This window comes from Sulfitobacter sediminivivens (assembly GCF_042611115.2).
Classification (GTDB): Bacteria; Pseudomonadota; Alphaproteobacteria; order Rhodobacterales; family Rhodobacteraceae; genus Sulfitobacter; species Sulfitobacter sediminivivens.
This window is the reverse complement of the sequence record NZ_JBHGAR020000002.1, coordinates 217373-242070: the sequence shown is the minus strand read 5'-3', so window position 1 is coordinate 242070 and position 24698 is coordinate 217373. Positions and strand designations below refer to the sequence as shown.

Sequence of the window (24698 nt, the reverse complement as noted above, 5' to 3'; positions counted from 1 at the left end):
CCCAATTGGCCGCTTCCCTTGACCTTCGCCCCCGCTTGCCCCCAAATCAGCACACGCCGAAGGAGGTCATTAAATGCACACACCCGCGATCACAGGCACGGGCGTTTTCACGCCGGATCAGGTCATCAAAAATGCCGAGCTGGTCACGGCCTTCAACGCCTATGTCGATCTGTTCAATGCAGAACACGCTAGCGCAATCGAAGCGGGTGAAGTGGCGGCCAAGGAATATTCGTCCGAGGACTTTATCGTCAAAGCCTCGGGAATAAATCAACGCTATGTTATTGATAAAACGGGGATTCTTGACCCCCACGTGATGCACCCTTTGTTGCGTCAGCGCAGCGATGATGAACCCAGTCTGATGGCGGAAATGGCACTGGATGCGGCACATAAGGCACTGGTTCAAGCGGGCAAAACGGCGACAGATGTCGATGCAGTGATTTGTGCCTGTTCCAACCTTGAACGCGCCTACCCTGCGATTGCCATTGAAATTCAGGACAAGTTGCAAAGTCAGGGGTTCGCCTTTGATATGAACGTCGCCTGTTCGTCAGCCACCTTTGGCATTCAAGCCGCTGCTGACATGGTGCGATCCGGGTCGATCCGATCTGCATTGGTGGTTAATCCTGAAATTTGTTCAGCCCATCTGGAATGGCGGGACCGGGATTGTCATTTCATCTTTGGCGATGTGGCTACCGCAACGCTGATTGAGCGCGCAGAGGACGCCAAGGGCGCGTATTTTGAAATAAAATCAACGCGTTGCGCGACCACTTTTTCGAACAACATCCGCAACAACAATGGGTATTTGCGCCGGTCACGCCCCGACGGGTTGCGCGACCGCCGCGACATGCAATTCATGCAAAATGGCCGCAAGGTGTTTAAAGAAGTGCTGCCCCTCGTGGCCGATCACATCGCGGTCCATCTGGACGCGAGCGGCGTGCAAGCCGATGATTTGAAAAGGCTTTGGCTGCATCAAGCAAACAAATCCATGAACGACTTTATCGGGCGCAAGGTTCTGGGCCGCACGCCAGAACCAGGTGAACAGCCCAATATCCTGCAGGACTACGCCAACACCTCATCGGCCGGCTCGATCATCGCGTTCTCAAAATATTCCAACGATCTCAAGGACGGTGACCTGGGGCTGATTTGTTCGTTTGGCGCGGGATACTCTGTGGGGTCTGTATTGCTGCAACGCCACGCTTAAGGCGTTTTTGCCGACACCCGATTATGAACCTCTTCGGCCGTCTCTACCCGCTCTGAATAGCGGTCGACCAAATAATCTGAACGTCCACGCACCAGCCACGTGAATTTTACCAGCTCTTCCATGACATCGACGATCCGGTTGTAATACGGGCCCTTCGGCAAACGTCCCTCGCTGTCAAATTCCAACCACGCTTTGGGCAGGCTGGATTGATTGGGGATTGTCACCATCCGCATCCAACGTCCCAGAATGCGCATTTGATTAACAGCATTGAATGATTGCGATCCGCCACTGACCTGCATGACGGCCAATGTCTTGCCCTGGGTCGGTCTGATCCCCCCTTTGAGGGACAATGGCAGCCAATCAATCTGGGCCTTCATGATCGCCGTCATCGCGCCATGACGCTCCGGGCTTGACCATACCATGCCCTCTGACCACACCGCCAATTCGCGCAATTCGGCGACCTTTGGGTGCTCTGGTTCCGCGCCGTCTGGCAACGGCAGGCCAGTGGGATCAAACACCTTGGTCTCACATCCCAAAAGCCGCAGAATGCGCGCTGCCTCAAGGGCCGCTTTGCGAGAATAACTTACCTCTCTCAAAGATCCGTAGAGGAGTAGAATGCGGGGTTTGTGGCCTGGGTCAACGTGCGCTTTGAGTGCGGTCACGTCTATTTCATGCAGCGATGCAGGGTCGAGAGCCGGGAATGTATCAGCCACTCTCTTCTTCCAGATTAAGCTTCATATCGATCAAGATCTGCTGCAAACCGGTGGTTTCTTTCAACAACCGCTTGGCTTCGTTGACCGTGATACGCCCGTCTTCCATGGATTGCTGGTATTCGGCCATCAGCATCGCGAAACGCTGGCTCAGGGCAATCACGTCCGAATTCACACCGCCTTTGCGGTCCGCATTTGGGAGGCGGTCATCATACTTAAGACCGATCCCCTTCAACTCGGCAAGGGCAGCCGTCACATGAGGATAGCTCGATGCATCTTCAAGCAGGGCCACCGCATCAATTGGCATAAAGCGATCGGAGTGTTCCTCGTTGTCAGAGTAGTATCGGCCAAGGGTCGCCTTTGACTTGCCAGTCAAAGCGCAGGCCGTCTCGATGCCAACATCTTTGACCAAAGCCTCGGTGTGCTTTTTTAGATAACTGCCGATACCAGCCATATTATAATCCCAATCACTACTGCATTTTCCCCTATAGGTTACTTGGGGGAAAGGTCTTTAGGTTTTCCCATTAATCGCTGAGATTGGAAATGTCATTCATTAATCACTTCTGCCGCTTTTGGCAGGATGTATCAGTGACCGCTTTCCCCTCGTGCGGTATTGGGTGGGGTTCGTGCTTTTCTGTGGAGCCGGGGGGCCACAGGCCGGTGTTCGGCAGCAGATTGCACGAACCCTCCACTACTTGAAGTCTTGATTGAGCTGCAATAGTGGCGATAGACCAAGACCATGGCAAAACTGTATTTTCATTACTCAACCATGAACGCTGGCAAGTCGACTGTGCTGCTGCAGGCGGCCCATAATTATGTCGAACGCGGCATGGTGCCGTATTTGTTGACAGCACAGTTTGACAAACGCGCGGGAGAAGCGCGTATCGCGTCCCGAATAGGGATCGGGCAAGAGGCCGATACATTCGCCGTAGGAGAAGACCTGTTCGCCAAGATCAAGAACCGCCTGGCAGCGGGCCCCTGCGCGTGTGTCTTTATTGATGAAGCGCAATTTTTGGAACCTGAGCAGGTCTGGCAACTCGCCCGCGCCGTGGACGATCTGGGCGTACCGGTGATGTGTTTTGGCCTGCGCGTCGATTTTCGCGGCATGTTGTTTCCCGGATCAGCCACCTTGCTGGCCCTGTGTGACGAAATGCGCGAGGTTCGTACAATATGCCATTGCGGCAAGAAGGCGACGATGGTTGTGCGGTTCGATGCAAACGGCACGGCGCTGCGCGACGGGGCACAGGTTCAGATTGGCGGAAATGAAACCTACCTGTCATTGTGCCGCAAACATTGGCGCGAGGCCGTGGGCGATACCTAGACCGTATTCGGTGGTGTTTGCCCGGCAAAAAACGCTTTGAGATTGTCGACAGCCATCAGCCCCATATCAACGCGGACCTCAAGTGCCGCGGTCCCCAGATGCGGCAACAACACCGCGTTATCCAAAGCACGCAGTGCGCTTGGTACCGCTGGTTCAAATTCATAGACATCGAGCCCTGCACCGCCGATTTGTTTGGCTTGCAAGGCGGCGATCAACGCGGCCTCCTCCACCACATCGCCGCGTGAGATGTTGATCAGATGCGCATGTGGTTGCATCGCTGACAGGATATCAGCGCCGATCAGGTGGCGTGTTTCGGGGCTGCCTGGAACGGCTGCAACCATGATGTCGACAGCACCTGCAAGGCTCGCCAAATCCCGCGTCTTCATTATCGGAAACTCAACAGTTTTATCGCTGCGGTTAAAATACATGACCTTCATGCCAAAGCCATAATGACAGCGCCGGGCAATCGCCTGGCCGATACGGCCCATGCCGACAATACCCACGGTCTTGCCGGTCAAATGCAGACCCAACATTTGTGTGGGATGCCATCCTTTCCACTGACCTGAGCGGACCAGACGCTCACCTTCGGCAGCGCGCCTTGCGCTCATAAGCATCAGGGTCATTGCGATGTCTGCGGTGGCGTCCGTGACGGCACCGGGGGTATTGGTCACAACCAGACCGGCGGATCGCGCGGCAGCGGCGTCAATGTGGTTATAGCCGACGCCAAAATTGGCCAGGATCCGGCATCGAGGATCAGGTACATCTGCGAAAACATGCGCCGAAAAAGCATCCCCAAGGGTCGGCAGCACACCATCGAATTCGCGCAGTGCTGCACGTAATTCATTATCGCTGAGCGGCCCCGTTTCTGGCCGCACGGTAAGCTCAAACCCATCAAGTTGTGTCGTGACCTCTGGCGGCAGGGGCCTCGTTACCAATATCTTTGTCAATGCATCCGCCCTCCGTCTGGCACGGTTTGATCTGGTGCCAGCAAAACAATTTCGCCGTCCTGATCTGGCACACCAAGCACAAGAACCTCGGACATAAAGGGGCCAATCTGGCGTGGCGGGAAGTTCACCACAGCCATCACCTGCCGTCCAATGAGAGTCTGAGGTTTATAATGCGCGGTGATCTGGGCGGAGGTTTTGCGCACACCAAGGGGCGCACCAAAATCGACCCAAAGCTTGATCGCTGGCTTGCGTGCTTCGGGAAAAGGCTCTGCTTTGGTGACGGTCCCCACACGAATATCGACTTTTAGAAAATCATCAAAATTCAGTTCAACCACGGGCAAGCTCCCTTGCGCGGTCTGTTGCGGCTTTCACGGCCCGTTTCAAAAGGGCGGGAAACCCATGATCTTCGTCCATCAGGACCTCTAATGCCGCTTGGGTCGTTCCATTGGGGCTGGTTACATTGACGCGCAACTGTGACGGCGTCTCCTCCGATTGCAGAGCCAGCGCCCCAGCACCTGCGACGGTTGCCTTGGCCAATTGCATCGACAGCTCAGCCGGAAGTCCCTGCGCCACACCAGCCGCGGCCATGGTTTCGATCATATGAAACACATAGGCCGGACCCGATCCGCTGACCCCGGTGACCGCATCAATCTGCGCTTCCGCATCAAGCCGAACGACATCACCAACCGCACTGAGCAACGCCTCCGCCTCGTCCAACGCTTTTGGACCTGCCGCTGCATTGGCGACGATTGCTGTGATGCCTTGGAAAATCGCCGCTGGCGTGTTGGGCATGGCGCGCACTATCGGGGTCTGTGCCCCCAAAGTCTGCTCAAAATAGCTGATTGTGGTGCCTGCGGCCACACTAACAAACAATGTGGTTCCGTTGCCCATCATTTTCAGCGTGGGCAATGCGTCGGCCATCATCTGTGGCTTGACCGCCACCAGAACAATAGCGGGTTTGGCAGGCAATGTGGTGTTCAGGTGCACGCCCTGCTCCTGCAACCAGTCCGAAGGATAGGGGTCGATCACCCAAACTGACGCTGCAGGCAGGCCCCGTGCCAGCCAACCGGCCAACATCGCTGACCCCATCTTGCCGCAGCCCAGCAGAACCAATCCCTCGGTCGCAAATCGGCTGTTTTTCATCGTATATCCCCTGAAACAACTTTCTCAGGGCAAAGTGTTACGCGTGGCCGTAGGCCTCTGCAATGGCGACCTGAAGCGCCTGTTTGGGCGTTTGATCCCCCCAGACCAAAAGCTGAATCGCGGGATAATATCGCTCCGCACTCATCACTGCCGCACCGATCATGGTATCGATTTGCTCAGGCGAGGCATCCTGCCCGCCGGCCAGCACCAGACCGTAGCGATAGACCATCAGCTTTTGTTCGGCCCAATAGGTGAACGCACCTGCCCAGCATTGATCGTTCACTGAATTGAGCAATTCATATAGTTTGGGCAGTTTTTCTGCCGGCGGCTCCATCTCGAAGGTACAGATCAGACGCAGGGTTTCGTCAAAAGCCGACCACGCGAGGGTGATCGAATACGTCCGCCATTGGCCTTCGACAGCCATGGCAATCTGTTCATCAGAGATGCGGTCGAAATCCCATTCATGATGCGCGGCCAAATGCTCAACAATATCAATGGGATGGATGTCGTCTTCAAGGTACTGCTCGGTCAGGGCCATTTCGCCACCTCTTTTTTTATTCCTAGCCTCGGGCGCATTACGCCACCAGACTTGGGTGCCTGTACTATAGGGCGTGGGGCAAACCACCCCCTATACAAGATATGGTGCGGGTTAGCTGCGATTGTGGCAACCCCCTTTCTTGGGGATAACCACATTTGGTAGGGGATAACTGCAATATGTTGTGGACGAATTGGGACCAGACGCAAAGTTTAGACCCTAAACCCGCTTTTTTGTCTCAATGAGATCACATTAGACAAACAACAAACGTATCAGAGGCGGTTACATGCCGCCGTTCATTAATACAAAACTTTGGAAACGTTCAGCCTTTTTTGGCGTCCAACGCATCCAGCCGCGCCTTAAGCGCCTCGTTTTCTTCGCGCGCTTTTTGGGCCATCGCGCGCACTGCATCGAATTCTTCGCGGGTGACAAAATCGCGGTCCGATAGCCAACGGTCCAGCATCCCCTTGAACGCGGTTTCGGCCTCGTCCTTGGCACCTTGGGCGACACCCATCGCATTGGTCATCATTTTCGAAACGTCATCTAAGAACTTGTTACGGGTTTGCATGTCTGGTCTCCGGTGTCTGCTGTTGATCACTATATGGTGTCTCTTTCTCGTTCCCGCAAGGTTGACTTCCCTGCAATGTCAGGGTCAATCAACCACATGATAGCGATGCTCCCTTTTCCCGACATTTCGCCCGAGATATTTGAAATCTCTGTATTTGGCATGACATTTGCGCTGCGTTGGTACGCGCTGGCCTATATCGTTGGCATCATATTGGGGTGGCGATTGGTGGTGCGCGCAGTGCGCACCCCTCGGATTTGGAAAAACAACCAACCGGTGATGAGCGCGGAACAGGTCGAGGACCTGCTGTTCTGGGTAATTCTGGGCGTCATCCTTGGTGGGCGTTTGGGATATGTGTTGTTCTATCAACCCGGCTTTTACCTATCGAACCCATTGCAAATCCTCAAGCTTTGGCAAGGCGGCATGTCGTTTCATGGCGGAGCCATAGGCGTGATTGTGGCGGGCTTTTACTATACATACCGTCACAAAATCGCAAAGATATCGACAGGCGATATGATCTGTCTTGGTCTTGCACCGGGCCTGTTTTTGGGACGTATCGCCAATTTCATCAATGCCGAGCTTTGGGGGCGCGCCACGAATGTGCCCTGGGGTGTCGCATTTCCAACAGAGGCGGCCCAGTTTTGTCCGGCGATTGAGGGCATCTGCGCGCGCCACCCTTCGCAGCTTTATGAAGCTTTGCTTGAGGGGCTGGTGCTTGGTGGGTTGCTGGTCTGGATGGCGTGGCGGCGTGGGGCGCTTAAGCGCGAAGGACTGATCGGCGGTACTTTTCTGGCTGGCTATGGCATTGCGCGGTTCCTGGTTGAATTTGTACGCCAGCCCGACGCGCAGTTTATCAGCGACGGCAATCCGCTTGGCCTTGCATGGCACATGAGCGGTTATGGGCTGACCATGGGGCAGATTCTTTGCCTGCCGATGATGGCTGTCGGTGCGTTCCTGATTGTGCGTGCACGCCGCGCGTAATGACGCTGCGCGATCATATCATCACGCGCATCATGGCCGAGGGACCGATGCGGCTGGATCACTTTATGACCACGTGCCTGCTGCACCCGACCAAGGGCTATTACACGACCCGGCAACCGTTTGGCCAAACAGGTGATTTCATAACGGCCCCCGAGATAAGCCAGATGTTTGGTGAACTCATTGGGCTTTGTCTGGCGCAGACATGGCTGACGAACGGCGCACCAGACAGGTTCACCCTTGCGGAACTGGGGCCGGGGCGCGGCACGTTGATGGCTGACGCGTTGCGGGCTTGTCGGGCTGTGCCGGGGTTTCTGGACGCTGCGCAAATAGTGCTGGTTGAGGCCTCCCCCATCTTGCAGGAGCAGCAGCGCAAGGTCTTGAGGGGCCATCACGCCAGCTGGATCAATAGCACCGCCCAGTTACCGGATGCCCCACTTTATCTCATTGCGAACGAATTCTTTGACGCGCTCCCTATCCGACAATTTGTGCCCGCGACCAAACAGTGGCGCGAGCGGCTGGTCGGTGTAATGGACGGCGCATTGCACATGGGGCTTGGCCCTGCTTTGCCCCAACCCTTTCTTGCCCACCGTCTGGAAGATACTTGTGACGGGGATGTGGTTGAAATCTGCACGGCAGCGACGACCGTGATCTGCGATATTGCCGCCCGCGTCGACACCTACGGAGGGGCGGCTTTGATCGTGGATTACGGCGATTGGCGGTCTTTGGGGGATACGTTTCAGGCGCTCAATAATCATCAACCGGTCGATCCTTTGGTGGATCCGGGCAATGCCGATTTGACCGCGCATGTTGATTTCGAGGCTCTGGCACAAGCAGCGGCACCCGCCCGCTTTTCCAAGCTGACCCCGCAGGGTGTGTTTCTGGAACGCCTCGGCATCACGGACCGCGCACAGAAACTGGCCGCCGCATTGGACGGAACCGCGCTTGATGCGCATGTCACTGCACATCGGCGGTTGACGCATCCCTCAGAAATGGGAAACCTGTTCAAAGTGCTGGGGCTTTACCAAAATGGCAAAATGCCCCCACCGGGATTGCAGCCATGACGCTTGAAATTCTCACTTCTGATGCGCTGACACCTCTAAGACACGGGTTCTTTACCCGCCGTGGCGGCGCGTCATCGGGTGTGTATGCCGGGTTGAACTGCGGCACAGGCAGCACGGATCAGCGTGAAGTCGTTGAGATCAACCGCGCACGTGTCGCTGACGCTATGGGAGTGGCCGCGGACCACCTGTTGGGTGTTCATCAGGTGCATTCAGCAGAGGTTGTAACAGCCACTGAACCATTGACCGAAAAACCGCGTGCAGACGCTTTGGTCACCCGCACGCCCGGCTTGGCCCTGTCTGTACTGACGGCAGATTGCCAGCCCGTGCTTTTTGCAGATGTCGAGACCGGTGTGATTGGTGCGGCCCATGCCGGGTGGCGCGGTACGCTTGATGGCATTTTGACGGCGACGGTGGACGCGATGGTGGCGCTTGGTGCGATCCGCGAAAACATCAGTGCAGTCATAGGCCCTTCAATCAGCCAACGTGCCTATGAAGTTGGCCCCGAATTTATCGATGCCTTTTTAGCTGAGGACCCCGATTATGCCCGCTATTTCGCCGGGGGCGATGGTGATCGGATGCAATTTGACCTTCCCGGCTTTGGTCTGAACCGTTTGCGCGCTGCGGGCGTGGGACATGCGGAGTGGACCCGGCACTGTACCTATAGCGATCCTGAACGGTTTTATTCCTACAGGCGCACGACCCATGCCAAAGAAGCAGATTATGGTCGTTTGATTGCGGCCATCACCCTTTGATCTGGGCAAGATTGGGGCAATCTCTGCCGCTCTTCTGCCCAAGACCACCGTCCTGAACTTGGAAACAATCAGATTTTATTGCTGCAATTGAACACTAATCACGTTCAAAGCTGTTAAAAATAGGGGGCTTTGAGAATAAGGCAGAACCATCACAAATGGCCCCGGAATTTATTTCGGGTTTCTTGAATTTTCTTTGAACTGCCAAAAACTGGCCCGATTGCCGGGGCATATTCATCCTCAAGCAAGGGCAGACGCCCACAAAAACAAATCGAGGATCAGAAACATGAAAACCAACACACGCTTCATCAAAGGTGTCGTCGCTGCAGCCGCAAAGAACGATACAGTTATGCCTTGGGCCCGCGGTGCACGCCGTGCCGCTTTCATCGCAAAGCGCAACGGCTCAGAGCAGTCTCGCAAGTCTGCATAAGCCACGAGAGGTTATTTTCTGATCGTCCCATCGGGATGAATTGTGCGTCAGGATCCGCTTTCGTTGGTTCGTGAAAGGGCTTCAACGTTTTGGGATTTGACGTTGCGCGAATTGTGGGAAGAACCGCATGGATTGAGGAAACAGAGCCGTACACATCGGTCAAATTGACATATCATGAAGTTCTAAAGATCTGTGGTTTTTGACAATAGTATTTGGAGATGGCGATTTAGCCATCTTTTGTAACAAGAAATGACACCTTAAGTTGTTTCCGTTCTTGCTGGTGGGGGCCAACACGGATGTGACTTTCCGAATAAAGGTCTTTGCATGACACTCTCTGCTGCCCCTACCCCTAGCTATTCCAATTCGTCCGATTCTGCTGGAAGGCCGGGCGTTGCCGCACCGCGCAGCTACTTCGCGGAATCGAGCGATAAAGAGCAATTTCCGTCCCGCAGTTTCGAAGTGGCCGCATTGCGCAGCGATGGGTCGCTTTATGTTGGTCAGGACATCGCCCCGGCACTGCCTTTGTTCGACGCTGCATTTTCAGCCTTTGCCCGTGGCACGCTGATCCAGACAATTGATGGCGACATTGCCATCGAAGATTTGCAACCGGGCGACATGATCAACACGACATCTGGCAAGCCTTCGATGTTGGTCTGGCTCGGCTCAACGAGTTTTTCCCCCATTGATGCCCGGCGGCGCGTTCCACTGACAAGTATTATGCCCGACAGCTTCGGGCAGTCACGCCCCAACTCAGTTCTGACCGTTGGCCCCAGTGCACGGGTGCTGCACACGCCTCATCGTCTGCGATCAGGTGCGGGATCCACCCGTATGTTGACCCCCGTTCGCGAGCTTTTGGATGGGGTGAATGTCATTGAGGTGGTTCCACCGACGCCGGTGCGCCTGTTTCACATGTGTCTGGAACGCCATGCGGCTGTCCATGCGGGTGGGATCGAGATGGAGACATTCCACCCGGGTGTCAATGGAATGCGCACTCTGCCGCATCATCTGCAACGTCAGTTTTTGGCGATGTTTCCACGCATTGGTCATGTCTGCGATTTCGGGCCTTTGGCGCATCCACGCGCGCCTGTTTCCGAGGTTTAGTCGGTCACTATTTGAGCAGGGACAGCGCCACGATGCCGCTAACCCCTAGAGCTTTCCGCTAGGGGTTAGCGGCAAGGCGTTGCTCCAAAACATCAAAGGGCACGCCAGGTTCATCCTTGGCACCGCGGATCACAAGACTGGTCTTAACGCTGGCCACATTTGGCGTGGTCAACAATTGGCCCGTCAAAAAGCTCTGAAAACCACTCAGATCAGGGGCCACGCATTTAAGAATAAAATCGACCTCACCATTGAGCATGTGACATTCACGAACAAGCGGCCAGTCGCGGCATTTCTGTTCAAACGCACTCAGGTCAACTTCGGCCTGGCTGGTCAGTCCGACCATGGCAAAAACCTGCACTTCAAAGCCCAGCTCGCGCGCGTCAACCTCGGCAAAGTAGCCTTTGATATAACCCTGTTCCTCAAGTGTGCGGACGCGGCGCAGGCAGGGCGGTGCCGAAATGCCGACCCGTTTTGCCAGTTCGACATTCGTCATCCGGCCATCTGCCTGTAGTTCGGCAAGAATCTTGCGGTCTATTGGGTCAAGCCGTGTGCCAGCCATGATGAATCTTCTCCTGCAAATTACGATTGTTATACCAGCGCCGCCGTCATGCGCAATAATGTTTCGCAGTTGCGCAAGATTGTTTCTGGAGTCGAGAGGACAGGCGGAAAATGCGGCGATCCTTATCGCCAATGTCAGTTCTTACTACCGCTCAATCGAGGGGTTTAAGCGCGGCCTCTGCGCGTCTATATCACAGGGGCTGTAAATCATGTTCGGGGGATGCCAGATGGCCGAAACACGTAAAACCAAGGTTCTGATCATCGGTTCCGGGCCTGCGGGATATACCGCAGGGGTCTATGCCAGCCGCGCCATGCTGGAACCCATTCTGGTGCAAGGGATAGAGCCGGGCGGCCAGTTGACCACCACCACCGAAGTTGAAAACTGGCCGGGTGACACCGAAGTGCAAGGACCTGATTTGATGGTCCGCATGGAGGCCCACGCCAAGGCGATGGGCACCGAGATCATAGGTGACATCATCACCGATCTTGACCTGTCGAGCCGTCCGTTTCATGCCAAAGGCGATAGCGGCACCACATATGTTGCGGATGCCGTGATCCTTGCTACTGGCGCACGCGCCAAGTGGCTGGGACTTGAGACCGAAGAGAGATTCAAGGGTTTTGGTGTATCTGCCTGCGCCACCTGCGATGGTTTCTTTTATCGTGGCCAAGAGATTGTTGTGATCGGCGGCGGCAATACGGCCGTTGAAGAGGCGCTTTTTCTGACCAATTTCGCGTCCAAGGTCACGCTGATCCACCGCCGTGATGAACTGCGCGCCGAAAAAATTCTGATCAACCGTCTGATGAAGAACCCAAAGATTGAACCGCTGTGGTTTCATGAATTGGTTGAGGTCTACGGCACCGACAACCCGCTTGGGGTCGAAGGTGTGAAAGTCAAACACACCAAGACGGGAGAGATTACCGATATCGCGGCCAAGGGTGTCTTTGTCGCAATTGGCCATGCGCCCGCGAATGAATTGGTCAAGGACACGCTGGAAACGCACATGGGCGGCTATGTTGTGACCAAGCCAGACAGCACGGAAACGTCAATTCCCGGCGTGTTTGCTGCGGGTGATCTGACCGATCACAAATACCGTCAAGCTGTCACCAGTGCCGGAATGGGATGCATGGCAGCACTGGAAGCAGAGCGCTTTCTGGCGGAGGTTGGCGACGATGAGGGAAACGTCACATCATTGCCTTTGGGCTATGGGGCAGAAGTTAAAGAAGGCGTCTGACGCCGGAACACTGCTTTGCGCTGAAAAAAACGTGCAGTTGCACTGCAATCCTCTAAATCGCCGCCCGGTCGCTTGATTCTCGCCTCAAATCAGGGCTAGGACGCGCACAACGCGGGGTGCAGGCCCCTTTACCAAATGTGAGATTAATGATGCAAACGCCGAACCTTGCCCCCATCCCAGAACTGTATGTTTCCTATGAGTCCGCGCAAAAGCTCAAGAACGAAGCCGGGGATCTGATCAGTCATGATCTGACGCCACGCCAGATTTGCGATTTGGAGCTGCTGATGAACGGCGGTTTTAACCCGTTAAAAGGGTTCCTAAGCGAAGAAGATTACAACGGTGTTGTTGAAAACATGCGTCTCGCCGACGGCGCTTTGTGGCCGATACCGATCAATCTGGACGTATCAGAGGATTTTGCCGCTTCGCTGGAGTTGGGCCAAGACATCGCGTTGCGTGATCAGGAGGGCGTCATCCTTGCCACCATGACCGTGACCGATCGTTGGGAACCCAACAAGGCGCGTGAGGCGGAGAAGGTTTTCGGGGCGGACGACGACGCACATCCGTCGGTCAATTACCTGCACAACACCGCCGGCAAAATCTATCTCGGCGGTCCTGTGACGGGCATTCAGCAGCCGGTGCATTACGATTTCCGCGCCCGCCGTGACACGCCCAACGAATTGCGTGCCTATTTCCGCAAACTGGGCTGGCGCAAGGTCGTGGCATTTCAAACCCGCAACCCGTTGCACCGCGCCCACCAGGAGCTGACTTTTCGTGCCGCACGCGAGGCTCAGGCAAACCTGCTGATCCACCCTGTGGTCGGCCTGACCAAACCGGGCGACGTTGATCACTTTACTCGGGTTCGCTGTTACGAAGCGGTATTGGGTCAATACCCTGCGTCCACCACGGCGATGTCATTGTTGAACCTTGCGATGCGCATGGCTGGCCCCCGCGAAGCGGTATGGCACGGCCTGATCCGCAAGAACCACGGCTGCACCCATTTCATCGTTGGCCGCGATCATGCCGGACCCGGCAAAGACTCCAAGGGCGAAGATTTCTATGGACCCTATGATGCGCAGGACCTGTTCCGCGAGCATCAGGAGGAAATGGGCATCGAGATGGTCGATTTCAAACACATGGTCTATGTACAGGAACGCGCCCAGTACGAGCCCAATGACGAGATCGAGGATCGCGACAATGTCACGATCCTGAACATTTCCGGAACAGAACTGCGCCGCCGGCTGCGCGAAGGGCTGGAAATTCCCGAATGGTTTTCGTTTCCCGAAGTGGTCAAGGAATTGCGTCGTACTTCGCCGCCGCGGTCCGATCAGGGATTTACCGTGTTTTTCACCGGCTTCTCCGGTTCCGGCAAATCGACCATCGCCAACGCTTTGATGGTCAAGCTGATGGAAATGGGCGGACGTCCTGTGACGCTGCTCGATGGCGACATCGTGCGGAAAAACCTCAGCTCCGAACTGGGATTCAGCAAGGAACACCGCGATCTGAACATCCGCCGCATCGGCTATGTGGCGAGTGAGATCACCAAGAATGGCGGTATCGCGATCTGTGCGCCAATCGCACCTTATGCGACCACCCGCCGCGCCGTGCGCGAAGATATCGAGAACTTTGGTGCATTTGTCGAAGTGCACGTGGCCACCAGCATTGAGGAATGCGAACGCCGCGACCGCAAGGGTCTTTACAAGCTGGCGCGTGCGGGAAAGATCAAGGAATTCACAGGGATTTCAGACCCCTATGACGTACCGCAGAACCCGGAACTGTCTTTGGAGACCGAGTCTGTTGATGTGGACAACTGCGCCCATCAGGTGCTGTTGAAACTGGAAAGCATGGGGTTGATCAGCGCCTGATCATGATTTTTTCGAAACGACAAAACGCAGCCCCTCGGGGCTGCGCTTTGTATTTCACAGACTGTCGCGGATGGCCCGCGCTGCGCGCCCTTCCAGATCGGCCCAATGGACGGCCTGCGGTTTGGCCGCACGCAGGCCGGGGGCAAGGGTCGCGTACCCTGTCGCATTCGCACTCTGCATCGCGGCGGCCATCTGATCCGGCGTTTCACACAGGATCATGCCACTGGTGTCAAAGAAATCGCCGATGTTCGGGCAGCCCCAATAGATCGGGACGGTTTCGCACAGAACCGCATCGACGATTTTCTCCGTAAAGTAATTCCGTTCGCGGATGTTTTCGATCACTACCGAAAAGCGGTAGGGGGCCAGCCCGTCAGATTTGGCCGCAAAGGGCGCATAGCCGCGCCCAAGAATGTCCACGTCAAGCCCCTTAGCCTGCACCAGATCGACCATCTCATGCCGCAACAAATGTCCTGCAGTATCCCGCTTGGCCGAGGCGATCAGTGACATGTTGCGCGCCTTGTCGATATCCAGCCTTGCATGTTCCGGCACCCATGTAGTGCCAAACTGGTGCATGATGCCATTCGGGATCACCGCCAGCAGCGCATCATTATGGGTCAGCACGCGATAAAAGCGCCGGTAGGTCCAGCGCAATAGGCGCAAATGCCGCGCGTGAATCCCGGCAGGTTCCACCACCACGATCGACACCTGCGCCGCAGTGCCCCAGCGCAGTTGGAAATGCATCGCAGTTTTGGGGTAGACGATCAGATGATCCGTCGCGGCCAGATGACTGACGGTGCCCTGCGCCAGCCGGTCAGGCCGCCCCAGCGGCCAATGCAGATCATCCAGCGGCATCTGCGCCAGCGCAGGTCCCAATCGCCCACCATAGGGCAACACCGCGATGGCCGGATCAGCCATCCTGCAAACCCGCCTCGGGCAGGCACACATCGCCCGACATGATCACCCTGCCCTGCACGCCGAACCGGATCCCGGTGATCGCTTCGCGTAGCCGCAGTCGAAATCAAAACGCATAGCGAGACCTTCAAAACATAAGAAAAGGCCACAGTTTCCTGCGGCCTCCTACAAATCCCTGATATGCGCCGCGGGGTAAAGCCCCCACAGGCCGTCAGTGTACCATAACCGGCGAATAATCATGTTCGCGGGCGAGGGTAAATGCCAGCTTACGGTCGCCAACTAATGCCAATTGCTGGCCTTGCGCATCATGTACGGCATAAAGAAGCTCCAGACCTTCGGCCTGATCACGCACTTCGCGCGGCAGGTCTGTCACAGCAATCGTTTTGACGTAAACTGTTCTGTCTCTGCCCGCTTGGGTGTTCGTGCTTTCCATCGTTTACCCTTTCTTAATCTTTATGGTCTGTACAACTGTCTCTGGTTTGGCGCGGGTCAAGTCCACGTGCAGCAACCCATTTTCCATCAGGGCCTCGCCGACCTCGACGCCATCGGCCAATACAAATGACCTCTGGAATTGTCTCGCGGCGATGCCTCGGTGCAAAAATACACGATCTGCGCTGTCCTCTGTTTGTCGACCACGGATGACCAACTGACGGTCCTCAACGGTGATCGACAAATCGCTTTCGGCAAATCCGGCCACCGCGAGCGTGATGCGATAGCTAAAATCGGAGGTTTGTTCGATATTGAACGGCGGATAGCCTTCGTTGCCCCCTTTGGCAGTACGTTCCAGCACCCGTTCAAGTTGCTCAAAACCCAACATATGTGGATAAGAGGCCAGCGTTAGTTTCGTCATGCGACACGTCCTTATCATCTCAAGCGACAGTCAAAATTATGGCCCCGCAATCGGCGACCCTTGAATGGAATATGGGGAGGCGAATGGTTCTGCGCAAGGGCTATGCGCATTGATGCCTAACGCGTATGTTGCAGGATCACGTGCAAACGGAATCACCTGTCATATGAATGCCCCAAACGACCTTTCCATGAAAAACGACGATGTATTGCGCGTCGAGCTTGAGGTGTTCCGCCGCGAACACCGCGATCTGGATGAGGCCATTCGGGCATTGGTCGATCGTGGCACCAGTGATCAGCTGACCCTGCAACGTCTGAAAAAACGCAAATTGCGGCTGAAAGATATGATTGCCCAGATTGAAGACCGATTGACCCCGGACATCATCGCCTAAAACCGCACATTGCCTCCCAAGCGCGCATGGGTATAGTGCGCGCTCATTCCACGACCAAGAGGCCGTAATTGCATGACCACTCCTCCCGTTGGCATTATCATGGGTTCCCAATCTGACTGGCCAACCATGCGCGAGGCCGCGACCTTGCTGGATGAACTGGGCGTTCCTTTCGAAACCCGCATCGTGTCGGCGCACCGCACGCCGGACCGGCTGTGGGATTATGGCAAAACCGCAGTAGATCGGGGTCTTCAGGTGATCATCGCCGGGGCCGGCGGTGCCGCGCATTTACCGGGCATGATGGCGTCCAAGACGCGGGTGCCAGTGATTGGTGTGCCCATCCAGACCAAAGCACTGTCGGGTGTGGATTCGCTTTACTCGATTGTCCAGATGCCCAAAGGCTATCCTGTCGCTACGATGGCAATTGGTGCAGCCGGTGCCGCCAACGCGGCGTTGATGGCCGCTGGTATTCTGGCGCTGCATGACGCGGAATTAGCGGCAAGGCTCGACGTCTGGCGCAAAAACCTGAGCGCCTCAATCCCCGAGGTGCCGCGTGAAGACTGATCTTTTGCCTACTGGCAGTACCATCGGTATTCTTGGCGGCGGACAACTGGGGCGCATGCTGTCGGTTGCCGCATCGCGCCTTGGTTTTAAGGCTCACATTTTTGAATCCGGATCAAACCCGCCTGCCGCCGACGTGGCGCATGCGTTGACAACCGCACCCTATGACGACCATGCCGCCCTTACGGCATTTGCAAAATCTTGTGATATCGTCACATTTGAATTTGAAAACATCCCCACGGCAGCCCTCGATGTGATTGAAGCCCATGCCACCATCCGCCCTGGACGTGAGGCATTGCGCATCTCACAGGACCGCCTAACCGAAAAGATGTTCTTGCAGGATCTTGGTCTGATGGTGGCACCGTTTGCGGACGTTCCCGATGCGGCTGCAATGGACGCTGCGCTGCTGTCCATCGGTACCCCTTCGATCCTGAAAACCCGGCGGCTGGGCTATGACGGGAAAGGGCAGGTGCGTTTGCGCAGCACAGATGATGCGGCACCCGCATTGGCGCAGATGAACGGTGCACCAGCGATCCTCGAAGGATTTGTGGACTTCACGCATGAAGTGTCGGTAATTGCCGCACGCAGTTCAACTGGCGATGTCGCCTGCTTTGACCCTGGTGAAAACGTACATCGAGACGGCATATTGCACTCCACAACAGTACCTGCGCGACTGAGTGCAGTGCAGCGCACAGATGCGGTTCTGATGGCGGCCAAGGTATTGAATGCGCTTGATTATGTTGGTGTTTTGGGTGTCGAAATATTCGTCACCCGGAAAGAGCTGATCGTAAATGAGATCGCACCGCGCGTGCACAATTCTGGTCATTGGACGCAAAATGGCTGCACGGTCGATCAGTTCGAACAGCACATTCGCGCGATCACCGGTTGGCCTTTGGGTGACGGCACGCGTTTTGCAGATGTTGTTATGGAAAACCTGATTGGGGATGATATGGACCGGGTTCCAGCCCTTGCTAGGGAAAGCGATACGGCGGTCCACCTCTATGGCAAGTCAGAAACCAAACCAGGCCGCAAAATGGGCCATGTGAACCGGATCACGCGCTGATTTTGAATATCCGGTTCACGCAGGACCAGACAAGTACGCTAACGCATAAACCGATCAGCGATGGCACCCGACATGTAAGATGGCCGCCCTTGCACGAATGTGGCCGCCACCCGCCGGGTTTTCGCATCAAGCACCACAAAGTCTGCCCGCAGGCCGCTGCGTAATTCGCCGCGATCCGTCAGTCCCAAAACCTTTGCAGGCCCGGCCGAAATAAGCCGCCAGGAGGCCGCAAGGTCCATGACCCCGGCATCGGCCAACATCAACGCAGCGCGGCGCGGCGAGGGGTAGTGATAATCAGACGCCAGCGCATCGCACATGCCCATTGAAATCAGATCAAGTGCGGACAGATTGCCGTTGTGTGACCCGCCCCGCACCACATTCGGGGCACCCATGACAACAAAATCACCCGCGTCATGCGCGGCCTCTGCCGCTGTTTGGGTTTCCGGAAATTCAGCGATCTTGACCCCGCGCGAACGCCAGAGCGCGCGTGTCTCGGCAAGCTGGTCATCGTGGCTGCCCATGCGCACATCAGCGGCTGATAAAGCGGCGCAAAGACTTTCAAGTGCTGCGGGCACATCGCCGCTGACCGCATGGAGGTCTTGCATCAACGACAGGTGGGCTTGCGGGTTGCGCCCTGCTTTCAAAGCCTGACCCACCATGCGTTTTGGTGTTTTGCCCGCCGCAAGACGCTCGTGTGGCAGGTGATCATTAAATACCACATAAGACACATCCCACGCCCTTAACCGCTCGGGCAATGTCGCGTATAGGTCAAGCAGATGGGTTTCGAACCTGAGCTGGGCGCGCATGTCGGTCAACAGGCTTGGGGCAGTGTCACGCAGCGCACAGAATACCTGATCGGCAAATTCAAGCCCGCGCAGCCCGCCTTCCCAACTGACAAATTGGGCCAAAACTGCCGTGGTGATCCCGTTCGCGGCCAATTCTGCCTCCGTGGCGATCAGGCCTTCGTTCATCTGCTTCATTGCGCCCCGGCGCGGTGCCAGATGCCGTTCAAATGCGTCGCCATGAAGATCAACAATACCCGGCAGTACAATGAAACCGTGCAGGTCCACGGCATGTCCAATAGGGCCGGCAACAATCAGGCCGTCCGCAACAGACAAGGTGTCGCGGCGCAGGCCTTCGGGCGTCAGCACCTCAGCATCTATGAGATCAAGGCTTCTCATCAGAACCATCTATCCCTGGCAGACAATCGCCGTTGGGACACCCCAGAGAGTCGAAAACACCATCAATAAACGTCATGTTGCGAACGAAATGCCCGGTGTTCAGAAAGGCCATCGTTTGCGCGATAACCCGCGGGTTGTTCATCATGAAGGTATGTGTCACCGGCAACACCAGATGATCTGTCATGCCCTTCAATTTGGTAGATTCCACCGAAACTTTGCCATCATCGGCACCCGGCAACAGGCTCGAAAAATATGGGTTGAGCGATTGCGACCCCGCAATCACGCCCAATGAAAAGTTCGCCGGCGGCAATTTGCGCGGTAACGAGTCTGGTCCCGTTCCCATCTGCGCGCCAGCCGGGCCGTTGATCCAGTCGAATGCGCCGATGTCACCAAGTTCATCAACCACCTCGCTGCCCTGGTTTGGCGGTGCCAACATCACAACACGCCCTACGCGGGATCCACCCGCGTCCGCCACCCACTGCCGGACCAAAATGCCCCCCATCGAATGGGTCACAAAATCAACCTTTTCTGTCCCACACTCTGCGACCGCGTCCGGCAAAGTCTGTTTCACCAGTGATTCTATCGGTGCCTCGGTGGATGGATAACCGGGGCGCACCACGCGAAACTTTTCGGTTTCCAATGCGGCTTCCATGAGGGCAAAAGACGTTTCTGTCCGTGCCAACCCATGCAGCAAGACAACGCAGCGTTCTTGTGACTGCGCGGCAAGCGGCAAGCACAAAAATGACGCGGCAATGAGGATGATGCGGATATACATAGCACATCAGATAGACTGAATTGGCGGGCTGTGAAATGCTGGTCCGCAATTACCTAGCGAAAGTCTGACCATGCGCCTCAAATCTCCACGTGTTGCCGTGCGTGCCATTCTGAAACATCAGGGGCGGTTGTTGTTGGTAAATGCCTATCCGGATGGGCAAAGTGCATTGATGTGCGCGCCGGGCGGAGGTGTGGAAACCGGCGCGTCACTGCCCGACAACCTGCGCCGCGAAGTCTTTGAGGAAACCGGACTGCACATCACAGTGGGCGCGCCTTGTTTGGTGAACGAATTCCATGACCCTGCCAGCGGTTTTCATCAGGTCGACATCTACTTTCACTGCGTGGTCGATGGATCGGCGCAAGTTGATCCCGAGTGGAAAGACAAAGAATCCATTGTGTCTGAGTGGCGTTGGGTAACGGCGGCGGAGCTCGGGAATATGCGCCACAAACCTGATAGCCTGCGTGCCGTGGCATTTGGCGACGCGGGTGCGGTTATGTATGACCCTTTGGAAGAGATCGTGCGCTAACCGCCCAACCAATGCCACCAACCACAAGACACGCCGACAGGATCACCAACAAACCGATCCCCTCGCCCAAGAATACGGCACCTGCAAGAATGGCAATAATCGGGACGCTGAGTTGAACAATAGCAGCCGTCGCGCCATCCAGTTTTGGCAGCACAGAATACCACAAGGCATAGCCCAGGCCGGATGTGACCCCCCCGCAGACAACACCCAGCGCTATGCCAATTGCACTGAAAGTCAGGCCCGTTCCCGCGAGAAAGATCAGCATCAGCGGCAAGCAAAGTAAGAAATTTGCAGATGTCGCGGCCAGCGGATCAGACGAAGTACGGCCAATGATCGTATAAATCGCCCAACCCAAGCCGGCAAAAACCATCAGTGTTGCGCCAACTGTATCTGTCGTCCCACCGGGCCCTGGCCATAATGCGATCAACAGCCCGACAAACGCGACCGACGCCCCGGTGATTTGACGTCGGGTGGGCGTAGCACCCCACAAAGCACCGTGCACGAACATTGTAATCTGAACCACGCCAAACAAGATCAGCGCGCCCAGTCCGGCGTCAAGTGTCAAATACGCCAAAGAAAACGCAATCATGTATACCGTGAGGCTTGCAGCGCCGGGAAGACGATTGCGTCGCAACAATGGGAGGCCTCCGCCTCTGACGCTAATTATCATCCCAAGTACAACGGCACCTGAGAGAACCCTGACAATGGCAAATCCGGATGGGTCAATATGGGATCCATCAATCGCCGCCCGTGTCAGGATGGAATTAGCGGCAAAGGCTACCATCGTCAAAAAGGTCAGAATAGCGAGTTGCATGGTTATGGCTTAGCTGTTGTACAATCACCCGCCAAGAGGCAATTCAGCTTTCATTATGCCTGACAATGGTCAATGAAATACGAATTCGTCCTCATCGGCGAAGCCAGCCAACAAAGCGTCGATCTCACTGGCATCCAGCCCTGACATTGGTCTGGCCTGATTACTAGGTGTCTGCGCCAATTTTTCGCGGATCATGGACACCACATTTCCTTGAATTTCAATATCGTTCAGCGCCGCAATCAGACCCTGTCTTATGATGTCGCGTTGATGCTCGGTTTGCATTTGCATCTGTATTCTCTGCCGCGCAACAGTCATCGCGTTGAGCATTGCCTCGCGCAAAATGTCGGCATTCATGCTTTCTTTGGTCAGAAAATCATGGCAGCCCCCGCGCATGGCCTGCACAGCTGTATCGACCGCCGCGTCACCGGTGATCATGATCTTGCCCGCATCACGGTTCAATGGATCATCCAGGATGTGAGACAACGCTTTCATGCCATCGCCAACCGGCAGACGATAATCAATCATGATCAGGTCATAGCTGGCCTGCCGTACGGCTGTATCGAGTTCCTCAATGCTGCCCACCTCGTCCAGATGGACGCCCAATTCCGTCTTGCTGCTCATCCGCCTGATCCGTTCACGGTCGAAATTGCTATCGTCCAATAGCAATGCGCGGATAGGTTTATGCGGAGGCATCACAATCGGCCCCATTTCATTTGACGGCATTTCCTGAAACATTTTTCCCACTCATCCAAATCAAATATCTATGCTTCAGGGTGCATCATGTAACATGAGAAATAATTAACGGAATCCACACAACGTGCTTGATTTGCTGACTATTTTCTTAAAAGTCGCCGCTCGGGCTCAATCGACGGAAATGTCACCCGGCAGCTTGATTTCGATGCAAACGCCGCATTCGTACGACGACGAAAGCACTGCCACTGTGCCCCCATAGAGCGATGCAATCTTGCTCACATTCGCCAATCCCATACCGCTGCCTTCGACCTCATCGCGGGGGCGCAGGGTCGTCATTGGACCCAATATCCGGTCATGAAATTCCTCAGGGATGCCCGGACCGTCATCACAAACCGAAATAATCATCTCAGGACCTGCGCGCCGCGATGCGACAACAATCCGACCCGTCGACTTGTCATGGTGTTTGATCGCATTTGTTATCAGTGCATTGAACAAAGTCAGAATGTCACGATCACCAATGAGGATATGTTCACATTCCAGCGCACGAATTAGCGTAAACCCCGACGGAAGTTTGATTTCTTCCATGACCTCGTCAAGAGCCGCATCCAAATCAACAGAAGAGACAGATTGCATCCGACCGATGCGCGAGAATGTCAACAAGTCCACAAGCATACGGTCCAGCCGACCGGTATGGCGGTTCATCAGTTCGATGGAGGACGCCACCTGACCATCAACCTTGAATCCAGCCTCTTCAAGGTCTTCGGCAATCCACTGCGGCAACTCAAGCAACGCCCTCACAGAGCTGCGCACATCGTGGCTGATCAGATAGATAAAATCCTCGATATCCTGGGATGGACCGACTTGTGACCGCGCATCTTGTTGTGTTTCAGACAGGGCTGATGGGGAATTCGTTTGCATCCGATTGCCTTCGCTCTTGGGTATACTCTGGCTAGTGGGCCAATCTTGCATTTCCCTTAATGCAGAAAAATTGATCGCTAGCGTTGATGATCAGTTCTGAAAATTTACATGTTAATCCAAGTCATGCAGAACACCGCGCACTGCCGCCGGATATTGCGCACGCAGTCGCTGCCATTGAGAGATTTGACCTGCGCGGCCCGTGTGGCTGGTGATCAATTCCCAGTTTTGTGCCACCCGGGTAAGGGCAGTCTGCGGAGTGACCTCTCCTTGTAGCGCCTCATCCAATCCTGCGGCCAATACGCTGAAGTACTCGGATTGGCGCTTTAGATAAAAATCAGGAACCGCCCCTTCCAGCGATGCGCGGTGCACATTCAGGAACGGTTTTGAGTAGGCTTCAATAATCCCAGCGTCGGCATAGTGCTCGGGTCGGAATGGATCAAAAAACCCATCCACTTGCCGGACAGCGCGTGTTGACATGGTCGGGCTGGACGCAAAAAGGCAGAACAGATACGCCAACTCCGGGTCCGCAGATGCAGTGCTGACAACATAGTTCCAACCCCAATTGAAGTAGGGCATCGGCACTATTTTGTCACCAAATTGACCACCAGGTGTCGGGCCAAACGACAGCTGGCCACGCACGTTTGACTTTGGGCCATTGAGGTATTTTTGTGTGCCTCCCCAGCCGATGTTTGCATAGATATCGCCGCGCCCGTATCTTTCCCAGTTCTCGAAAATACCCCGGGCATCCGATCCGGGAACCAGGTATTTGGTCGCTGTGATCATCTCTTCGAGCGCCGAGACCCCTGCATCACCTGCGATCTGCGGGGTCATTTCCGGCGACAGGGGCCAGACCCCTTTGCCATGGAGCCTCAGCCACCACTCCCAAACCAAATACTGGGGCGTCCGAAACAACGCCCCGCCATATCTTCCCCGATCTGGGTCGTGAAAGAACGCCATTTGTCGATCAAGTTCGGTCCAGGTCAGGGGCAAGGACAAGTCTATGCCAAATTGATCCTGATAGGCCTTTTGGAAATCCGCATTGTCCAACATTCCATTGTTATAGAACATTAAATAGGCGTCACCGTCGGTCTGGAAACCAAACGTGGACCCTTCTGATTGATCTCCGATATCAAACAGAATGTCTTGCCGAAAGTCGCCTGGCTCATGCCTTTGCAGGAATGCATCGAGTGGCTGAACCGCTTGCGCCAAAATCAAGTCTGACAGTCCGAAAGTGGCTGGTAAAGCGACGTCATATCTGCGGCCATCTACCATAGTGTCGAGCATTAACTCTGCGTTGATGCCATCGGTATCGACTTCAAACAGCTCGATTTTCACCGCTGTAGCCGCTTCAAACGCAGCGACCAGCGGTGTTAGATTTGCGCGAGAGCCATTTGGGATGAGGACGGCCAGTGATCTCGAGAAATTTGGATATTTCGCCCGTACCGTTCGAACCACCTTTTGGTCAAGAGATTCACCAATTGTCCCGCTTTTTGCAGTGTTCGGGGACACGCCAAATACAAGCGTCGCAACGCTGCCTATTGCCCCAGCAATAGCGGAACGGCGGGTTAAGAGGGGGACACACGGAACACTTAGCGGCATAAATCACATCCTTTGGGTTGCTCCGTAT

At 55.5% G+C, this 24698-nt stretch carries 30 protein-coding genes; 13 read left to right on the top strand and 17 right to left on the bottom strand.

Annotated features, from left to right (window positions below; all coding sequences use genetic code 11):
* The first annotated feature begins 73 nt into the window (after window positions 1-73).
* The gene (locus tag ACEWL3_RS03550) at window positions 74-1198 is read left to right on the top strand and encodes a beta-ketoacyl-ACP synthase III (protein ID WP_386177641.1); all 1125 of its coding nucleotides are present in this window, start codon (window positions 74-76) and stop codon (window positions 1196-1198) included.
* Here ACEWL3_RS03550 and arsH read toward each other — a convergent pair.
* Together arsH and ACEWL3_RS03540 are read right to left on the bottom strand one after the other, a co-directional pair.
* On the bottom strand, window positions 1195-1911 hold the full coding sequence (arsH, locus tag ACEWL3_RS03545; protein ID WP_386177640.1) for an arsenical resistance protein ArsH: 717 nt from the start codon (window positions 1909-1911) through the stop codon (window positions 1195-1197). The genes ACEWL3_RS03550 and arsH overlap by 4 nt on opposite strands.
* A complete protein-coding gene (locus ACEWL3_RS03540) occupies window positions 1904-2362 on the bottom strand; it encodes a hypothetical protein (RefSeq protein ID WP_386177639.1) in 459 nt (152 codons plus the stop codon). Before ACEWL3_RS03540 ends, arsH begins: the two co-directional genes overlap by 8 nt.
* A gap of 285 nt (window positions 2363-2647) precedes the next feature.
* On the opposite strand from ACEWL3_RS03540, the gene ACEWL3_RS03535 reads away from it, so the two are divergent.
* Window positions 2648-3229 carry a thymidine kinase gene (locus ACEWL3_RS03535; RefSeq protein ID WP_386177638.1) on the top strand — a complete coding sequence of 194 codons (582 nt, stop codon included), beginning with the start codon at window positions 2648-2650 and terminating at the stop codon, window positions 3227-3229.
* Here ACEWL3_RS03535 and ACEWL3_RS03530 read toward each other — a convergent pair.
* The 5 genes from ACEWL3_RS03530 to ACEWL3_RS03510 form a co-directional block, all read right to left on the bottom strand.
* On the bottom strand, window positions 3226-4176 hold the full coding sequence (locus ACEWL3_RS03530) for a 2-hydroxyacid dehydrogenase (protein ID WP_386177637.1): 951 nt from the start codon (window positions 4174-4176) through the stop codon (window positions 3226-3228). The genes ACEWL3_RS03535 and ACEWL3_RS03530 overlap by 4 nt on opposite strands.
* Window positions 4173-4511 (bottom strand): tRNA-binding protein, encoded by a 339-nt coding sequence (locus tag ACEWL3_RS03525; protein ID WP_386177636.1) that lies wholly within the window; start codon window positions 4509-4511, stop codon window positions 4173-4175. Before ACEWL3_RS03525 ends, ACEWL3_RS03530 begins: the two co-directional genes overlap by 4 nt.
* Entirely contained in the window at window positions 4504-5319 is an 816-nt protein-coding gene (gene proC / locus ACEWL3_RS03520) for a pyrroline-5-carboxylate reductase (RefSeq protein WP_386177635.1), read from the bottom strand. The genes ACEWL3_RS03525 and proC overlap by 8 nt, the downstream gene beginning before the upstream one ends.
* A 37-nt stretch (window positions 5320-5356) precedes the next feature.
* Window positions 5357-5857 carry a type III secretion system chaperone family protein gene (locus ACEWL3_RS03515; protein ID WP_386177634.1) on the bottom strand — a complete coding sequence of 167 codons (501 nt, stop codon included), beginning with the start codon at window positions 5855-5857 and terminating at the stop codon, window positions 5357-5359.
* Window positions 5858-6176: 319 nt separating this feature from the next.
* Window positions 6177-6422, bottom strand: coding sequence for an accessory factor UbiK family protein (locus ACEWL3_RS03510; protein ID WP_386177633.1), 246 nt, complete (start codon window positions 6420-6422; stop codon window positions 6177-6179).
* 96 nt (window positions 6423-6518) lie between these two features.
* Between ACEWL3_RS03510 and lgt the strand changes: the two genes are divergently transcribed.
* The 5 genes from lgt to ACEWL3_RS03485 all read left to right on the top strand — a co-directional run bounded on the left by lgt (window position 6519) and on the right by ACEWL3_RS03485 (window position 10741).
* On the top strand, window positions 6519-7400 hold the full coding sequence (gene lgt, locus ACEWL3_RS03505; RefSeq protein WP_386177632.1) for a prolipoprotein diacylglyceryl transferase: 882 nt from the start codon (window positions 6519-6521) through the stop codon (window positions 7398-7400).
* A complete protein-coding gene (locus ACEWL3_RS03500) occupies window positions 7400-8461 on the top strand; it encodes a class I SAM-dependent methyltransferase (RefSeq protein ID WP_386177631.1) in 1062 nt (353 codons plus the stop codon). The genes lgt and ACEWL3_RS03500 overlap by 1 nt, the downstream gene beginning before the upstream one ends.
* Window positions 8458-9213 carry a peptidoglycan editing factor PgeF gene (gene pgeF / locus ACEWL3_RS03495; protein WP_386177630.1) on the top strand — a complete coding sequence of 252 codons (756 nt, stop codon included), beginning with the start codon at window positions 8458-8460 and terminating at the stop codon, window positions 9211-9213. The genes ACEWL3_RS03500 and pgeF overlap by 4 nt, the downstream gene beginning before the upstream one ends.
* A gap of 283 nt (window positions 9214-9496) precedes the next feature.
* Window positions 9497-9640 carry a hypothetical protein gene (locus ACEWL3_RS03490; protein WP_205389856.1) on the top strand — a complete coding sequence of 48 codons (144 nt, stop codon included), beginning with the start codon at window positions 9497-9499 and terminating at the stop codon, window positions 9638-9640.
* A gap of 324 nt (window positions 9641-9964) precedes the next feature.
* Window positions 9965-10741 carry a Hint domain-containing protein gene (locus ACEWL3_RS03485; protein WP_386177629.1) on the top strand — a complete coding sequence of 259 codons (777 nt, stop codon included), beginning with the start codon at window positions 9965-9967 and terminating at the stop codon, window positions 10739-10741.
* A 58-nt stretch (window positions 10742-10799) separates the two neighbouring features.
* Here the strand turns inward: ACEWL3_RS03485 and ACEWL3_RS03480 are convergent, their stop codons facing one another.
* Window positions 10800-11300, bottom strand: a complete 501-nt coding sequence (locus ACEWL3_RS03480; protein ID WP_386177628.1) for an Lrp/AsnC family transcriptional regulator — start codon at window positions 11298-11300, stop codon at window positions 10800-10802.
* 226 nt (window positions 11301-11526) lie between these two features.
* On the opposite strand from ACEWL3_RS03480, the gene trxB reads away from it, so the two are divergent.
* Entirely contained in the window at window positions 11527-12531 is a 1005-nt protein-coding gene (gene trxB, locus ACEWL3_RS03475; protein ID WP_386177627.1) for a thioredoxin-disulfide reductase, read from the top strand.
* Between the two features lie 146 nt (window positions 12532-12677).
* Complete coding sequence (locus ACEWL3_RS03470) at window positions 12678-14393, top strand: bifunctional sulfate adenylyltransferase/adenylylsulfate kinase (RefSeq protein ID WP_386177626.1); 1716 nt, start codon at window positions 12678-12680, stop codon at window positions 14391-14393.
* A gap of 54 nt (window positions 14394-14447) precedes the next feature.
* On the opposite strand, the gene ACEWL3_RS03465 is transcribed toward ACEWL3_RS03470, so the two are convergent.
* The 3 genes from ACEWL3_RS03465 to ACEWL3_RS03455 all read right to left on the bottom strand — a co-directional run bounded on the left by ACEWL3_RS03465 (window position 14448) and on the right by ACEWL3_RS03455 (window position 16155).
* A complete protein-coding gene (locus ACEWL3_RS03465; RefSeq protein ID WP_386177625.1) occupies window positions 14448-15308 on the bottom strand; it encodes a glycosyltransferase family 10 domain-containing protein in 861 nt (286 codons plus the stop codon).
* Between the two features lie 208 nt (window positions 15309-15516).
* On the bottom strand, window positions 15517-15738 hold the full coding sequence (locus ACEWL3_RS03460; RefSeq protein WP_386177624.1) for a DUF1150 family protein: 222 nt from the start codon (window positions 15736-15738) through the stop codon (window positions 15517-15519).
* A gap of 3 nt (window positions 15739-15741) precedes the next feature.
* Entirely contained in the window at window positions 15742-16155 is a 414-nt protein-coding gene (locus ACEWL3_RS03455; RefSeq protein ID WP_386177623.1) for an Hsp20 family protein, read from the bottom strand.
* A 163-nt stretch (window positions 16156-16318) separates the two neighbouring features.
* On the opposite strand from ACEWL3_RS03455, the gene ACEWL3_RS03450 reads away from it, so the two are divergent.
* The 3 genes from ACEWL3_RS03450 to ACEWL3_RS03440 all read left to right on the top strand — a co-directional run bounded on the left by ACEWL3_RS03450 (window position 16319) and on the right by ACEWL3_RS03440 (window position 18164).
* Entirely contained in the window at window positions 16319-16543 is a 225-nt protein-coding gene (locus ACEWL3_RS03450; protein WP_114877282.1) for a YdcH family protein, read from the top strand.
* Between the two features lie 72 nt (window positions 16544-16615).
* Window positions 16616-17104, top strand: a complete 489-nt coding sequence (gene purE / locus ACEWL3_RS03445; protein ID WP_386177622.1) for a 5-(carboxyamino)imidazole ribonucleotide mutase — start codon at window positions 16616-16618, stop codon at window positions 17102-17104.
* Window positions 17094-18164 (top strand): 5-(carboxyamino)imidazole ribonucleotide synthase, encoded by a 1071-nt coding sequence (locus ACEWL3_RS03440; RefSeq protein ID WP_386177621.1) that lies wholly within the window; start codon window positions 17094-17096, stop codon window positions 18162-18164. Before purE ends, ACEWL3_RS03440 begins: the two co-directional genes overlap by 11 nt.
* A gap of 38 nt (window positions 18165-18202) precedes the next feature.
* Here the strand turns inward: ACEWL3_RS03440 and ACEWL3_RS03435 are convergent, their stop codons facing one another.
* Together ACEWL3_RS03435 and ACEWL3_RS03430 are read right to left on the bottom strand one after the other, a co-directional pair.
* On the bottom strand, window positions 18203-19345 hold the full coding sequence (locus ACEWL3_RS03435) for an alpha-D-ribose 1-methylphosphonate 5-triphosphate diphosphatase (protein ID WP_386177620.1): 1143 nt from the start codon (window positions 19343-19345) through the stop codon (window positions 18203-18205).
* Window positions 19332-20120 carry an alpha/beta fold hydrolase gene (locus ACEWL3_RS03430; RefSeq protein WP_386177619.1) on the bottom strand — a complete coding sequence of 263 codons (789 nt, stop codon included), beginning with the start codon at window positions 20118-20120 and terminating at the stop codon, window positions 19332-19334. Before ACEWL3_RS03430 ends, ACEWL3_RS03435 begins: the two co-directional genes overlap by 14 nt.
* Window positions 20121-20190: 70 nt before the next feature.
* Between ACEWL3_RS03430 and ACEWL3_RS03425 the strand changes: the two genes are divergently transcribed.
* Window positions 20191-20646, top strand: a complete 456-nt coding sequence (locus ACEWL3_RS03425) for an NUDIX domain-containing protein (protein ID WP_386177618.1) — start codon at window positions 20191-20193, stop codon at window positions 20644-20646.
* Here the strand turns inward: ACEWL3_RS03425 and ACEWL3_RS03420 are convergent.
* The 4 genes from ACEWL3_RS03420 to ACEWL3_RS03405 all read right to left on the bottom strand — a co-directional run bounded on the left by ACEWL3_RS03420 (window position 20612) and on the right by ACEWL3_RS03405 (window position 24526).
* A complete protein-coding gene (locus tag ACEWL3_RS03420; protein WP_386177617.1) occupies window positions 20612-21460 on the bottom strand; it encodes a DMT family transporter in 849 nt (282 codons plus the stop codon). The genes ACEWL3_RS03425 and ACEWL3_RS03420 overlap by 35 nt on opposite strands.
* Before the next feature lie 69 nt (window positions 21461-21529).
* Complete coding sequence (locus ACEWL3_RS03415; RefSeq protein WP_386177616.1) at window positions 21530-22195, bottom strand: response regulator; 666 nt, start codon at window positions 22193-22195, stop codon at window positions 21530-21532.
* A 126-nt stretch (window positions 22196-22321) separates the two neighbouring features.
* Window positions 22322-23071 carry a sensor histidine kinase gene (locus ACEWL3_RS03410; protein ID WP_386177615.1) on the bottom strand — a complete coding sequence of 250 codons (750 nt, stop codon included), beginning with the start codon at window positions 23069-23071 and terminating at the stop codon, window positions 22322-22324.
* A gap of 111 nt (window positions 23072-23182) precedes the next feature.
* Complete coding sequence (locus ACEWL3_RS03405; RefSeq protein WP_386177614.1) at window positions 23183-24526, bottom strand: extracellular solute-binding protein; 1344 nt, start codon at window positions 24524-24526, stop codon at window positions 23183-23185.
* Between the last annotated feature and the right edge of the window lie 172 nt (window positions 24527-24698).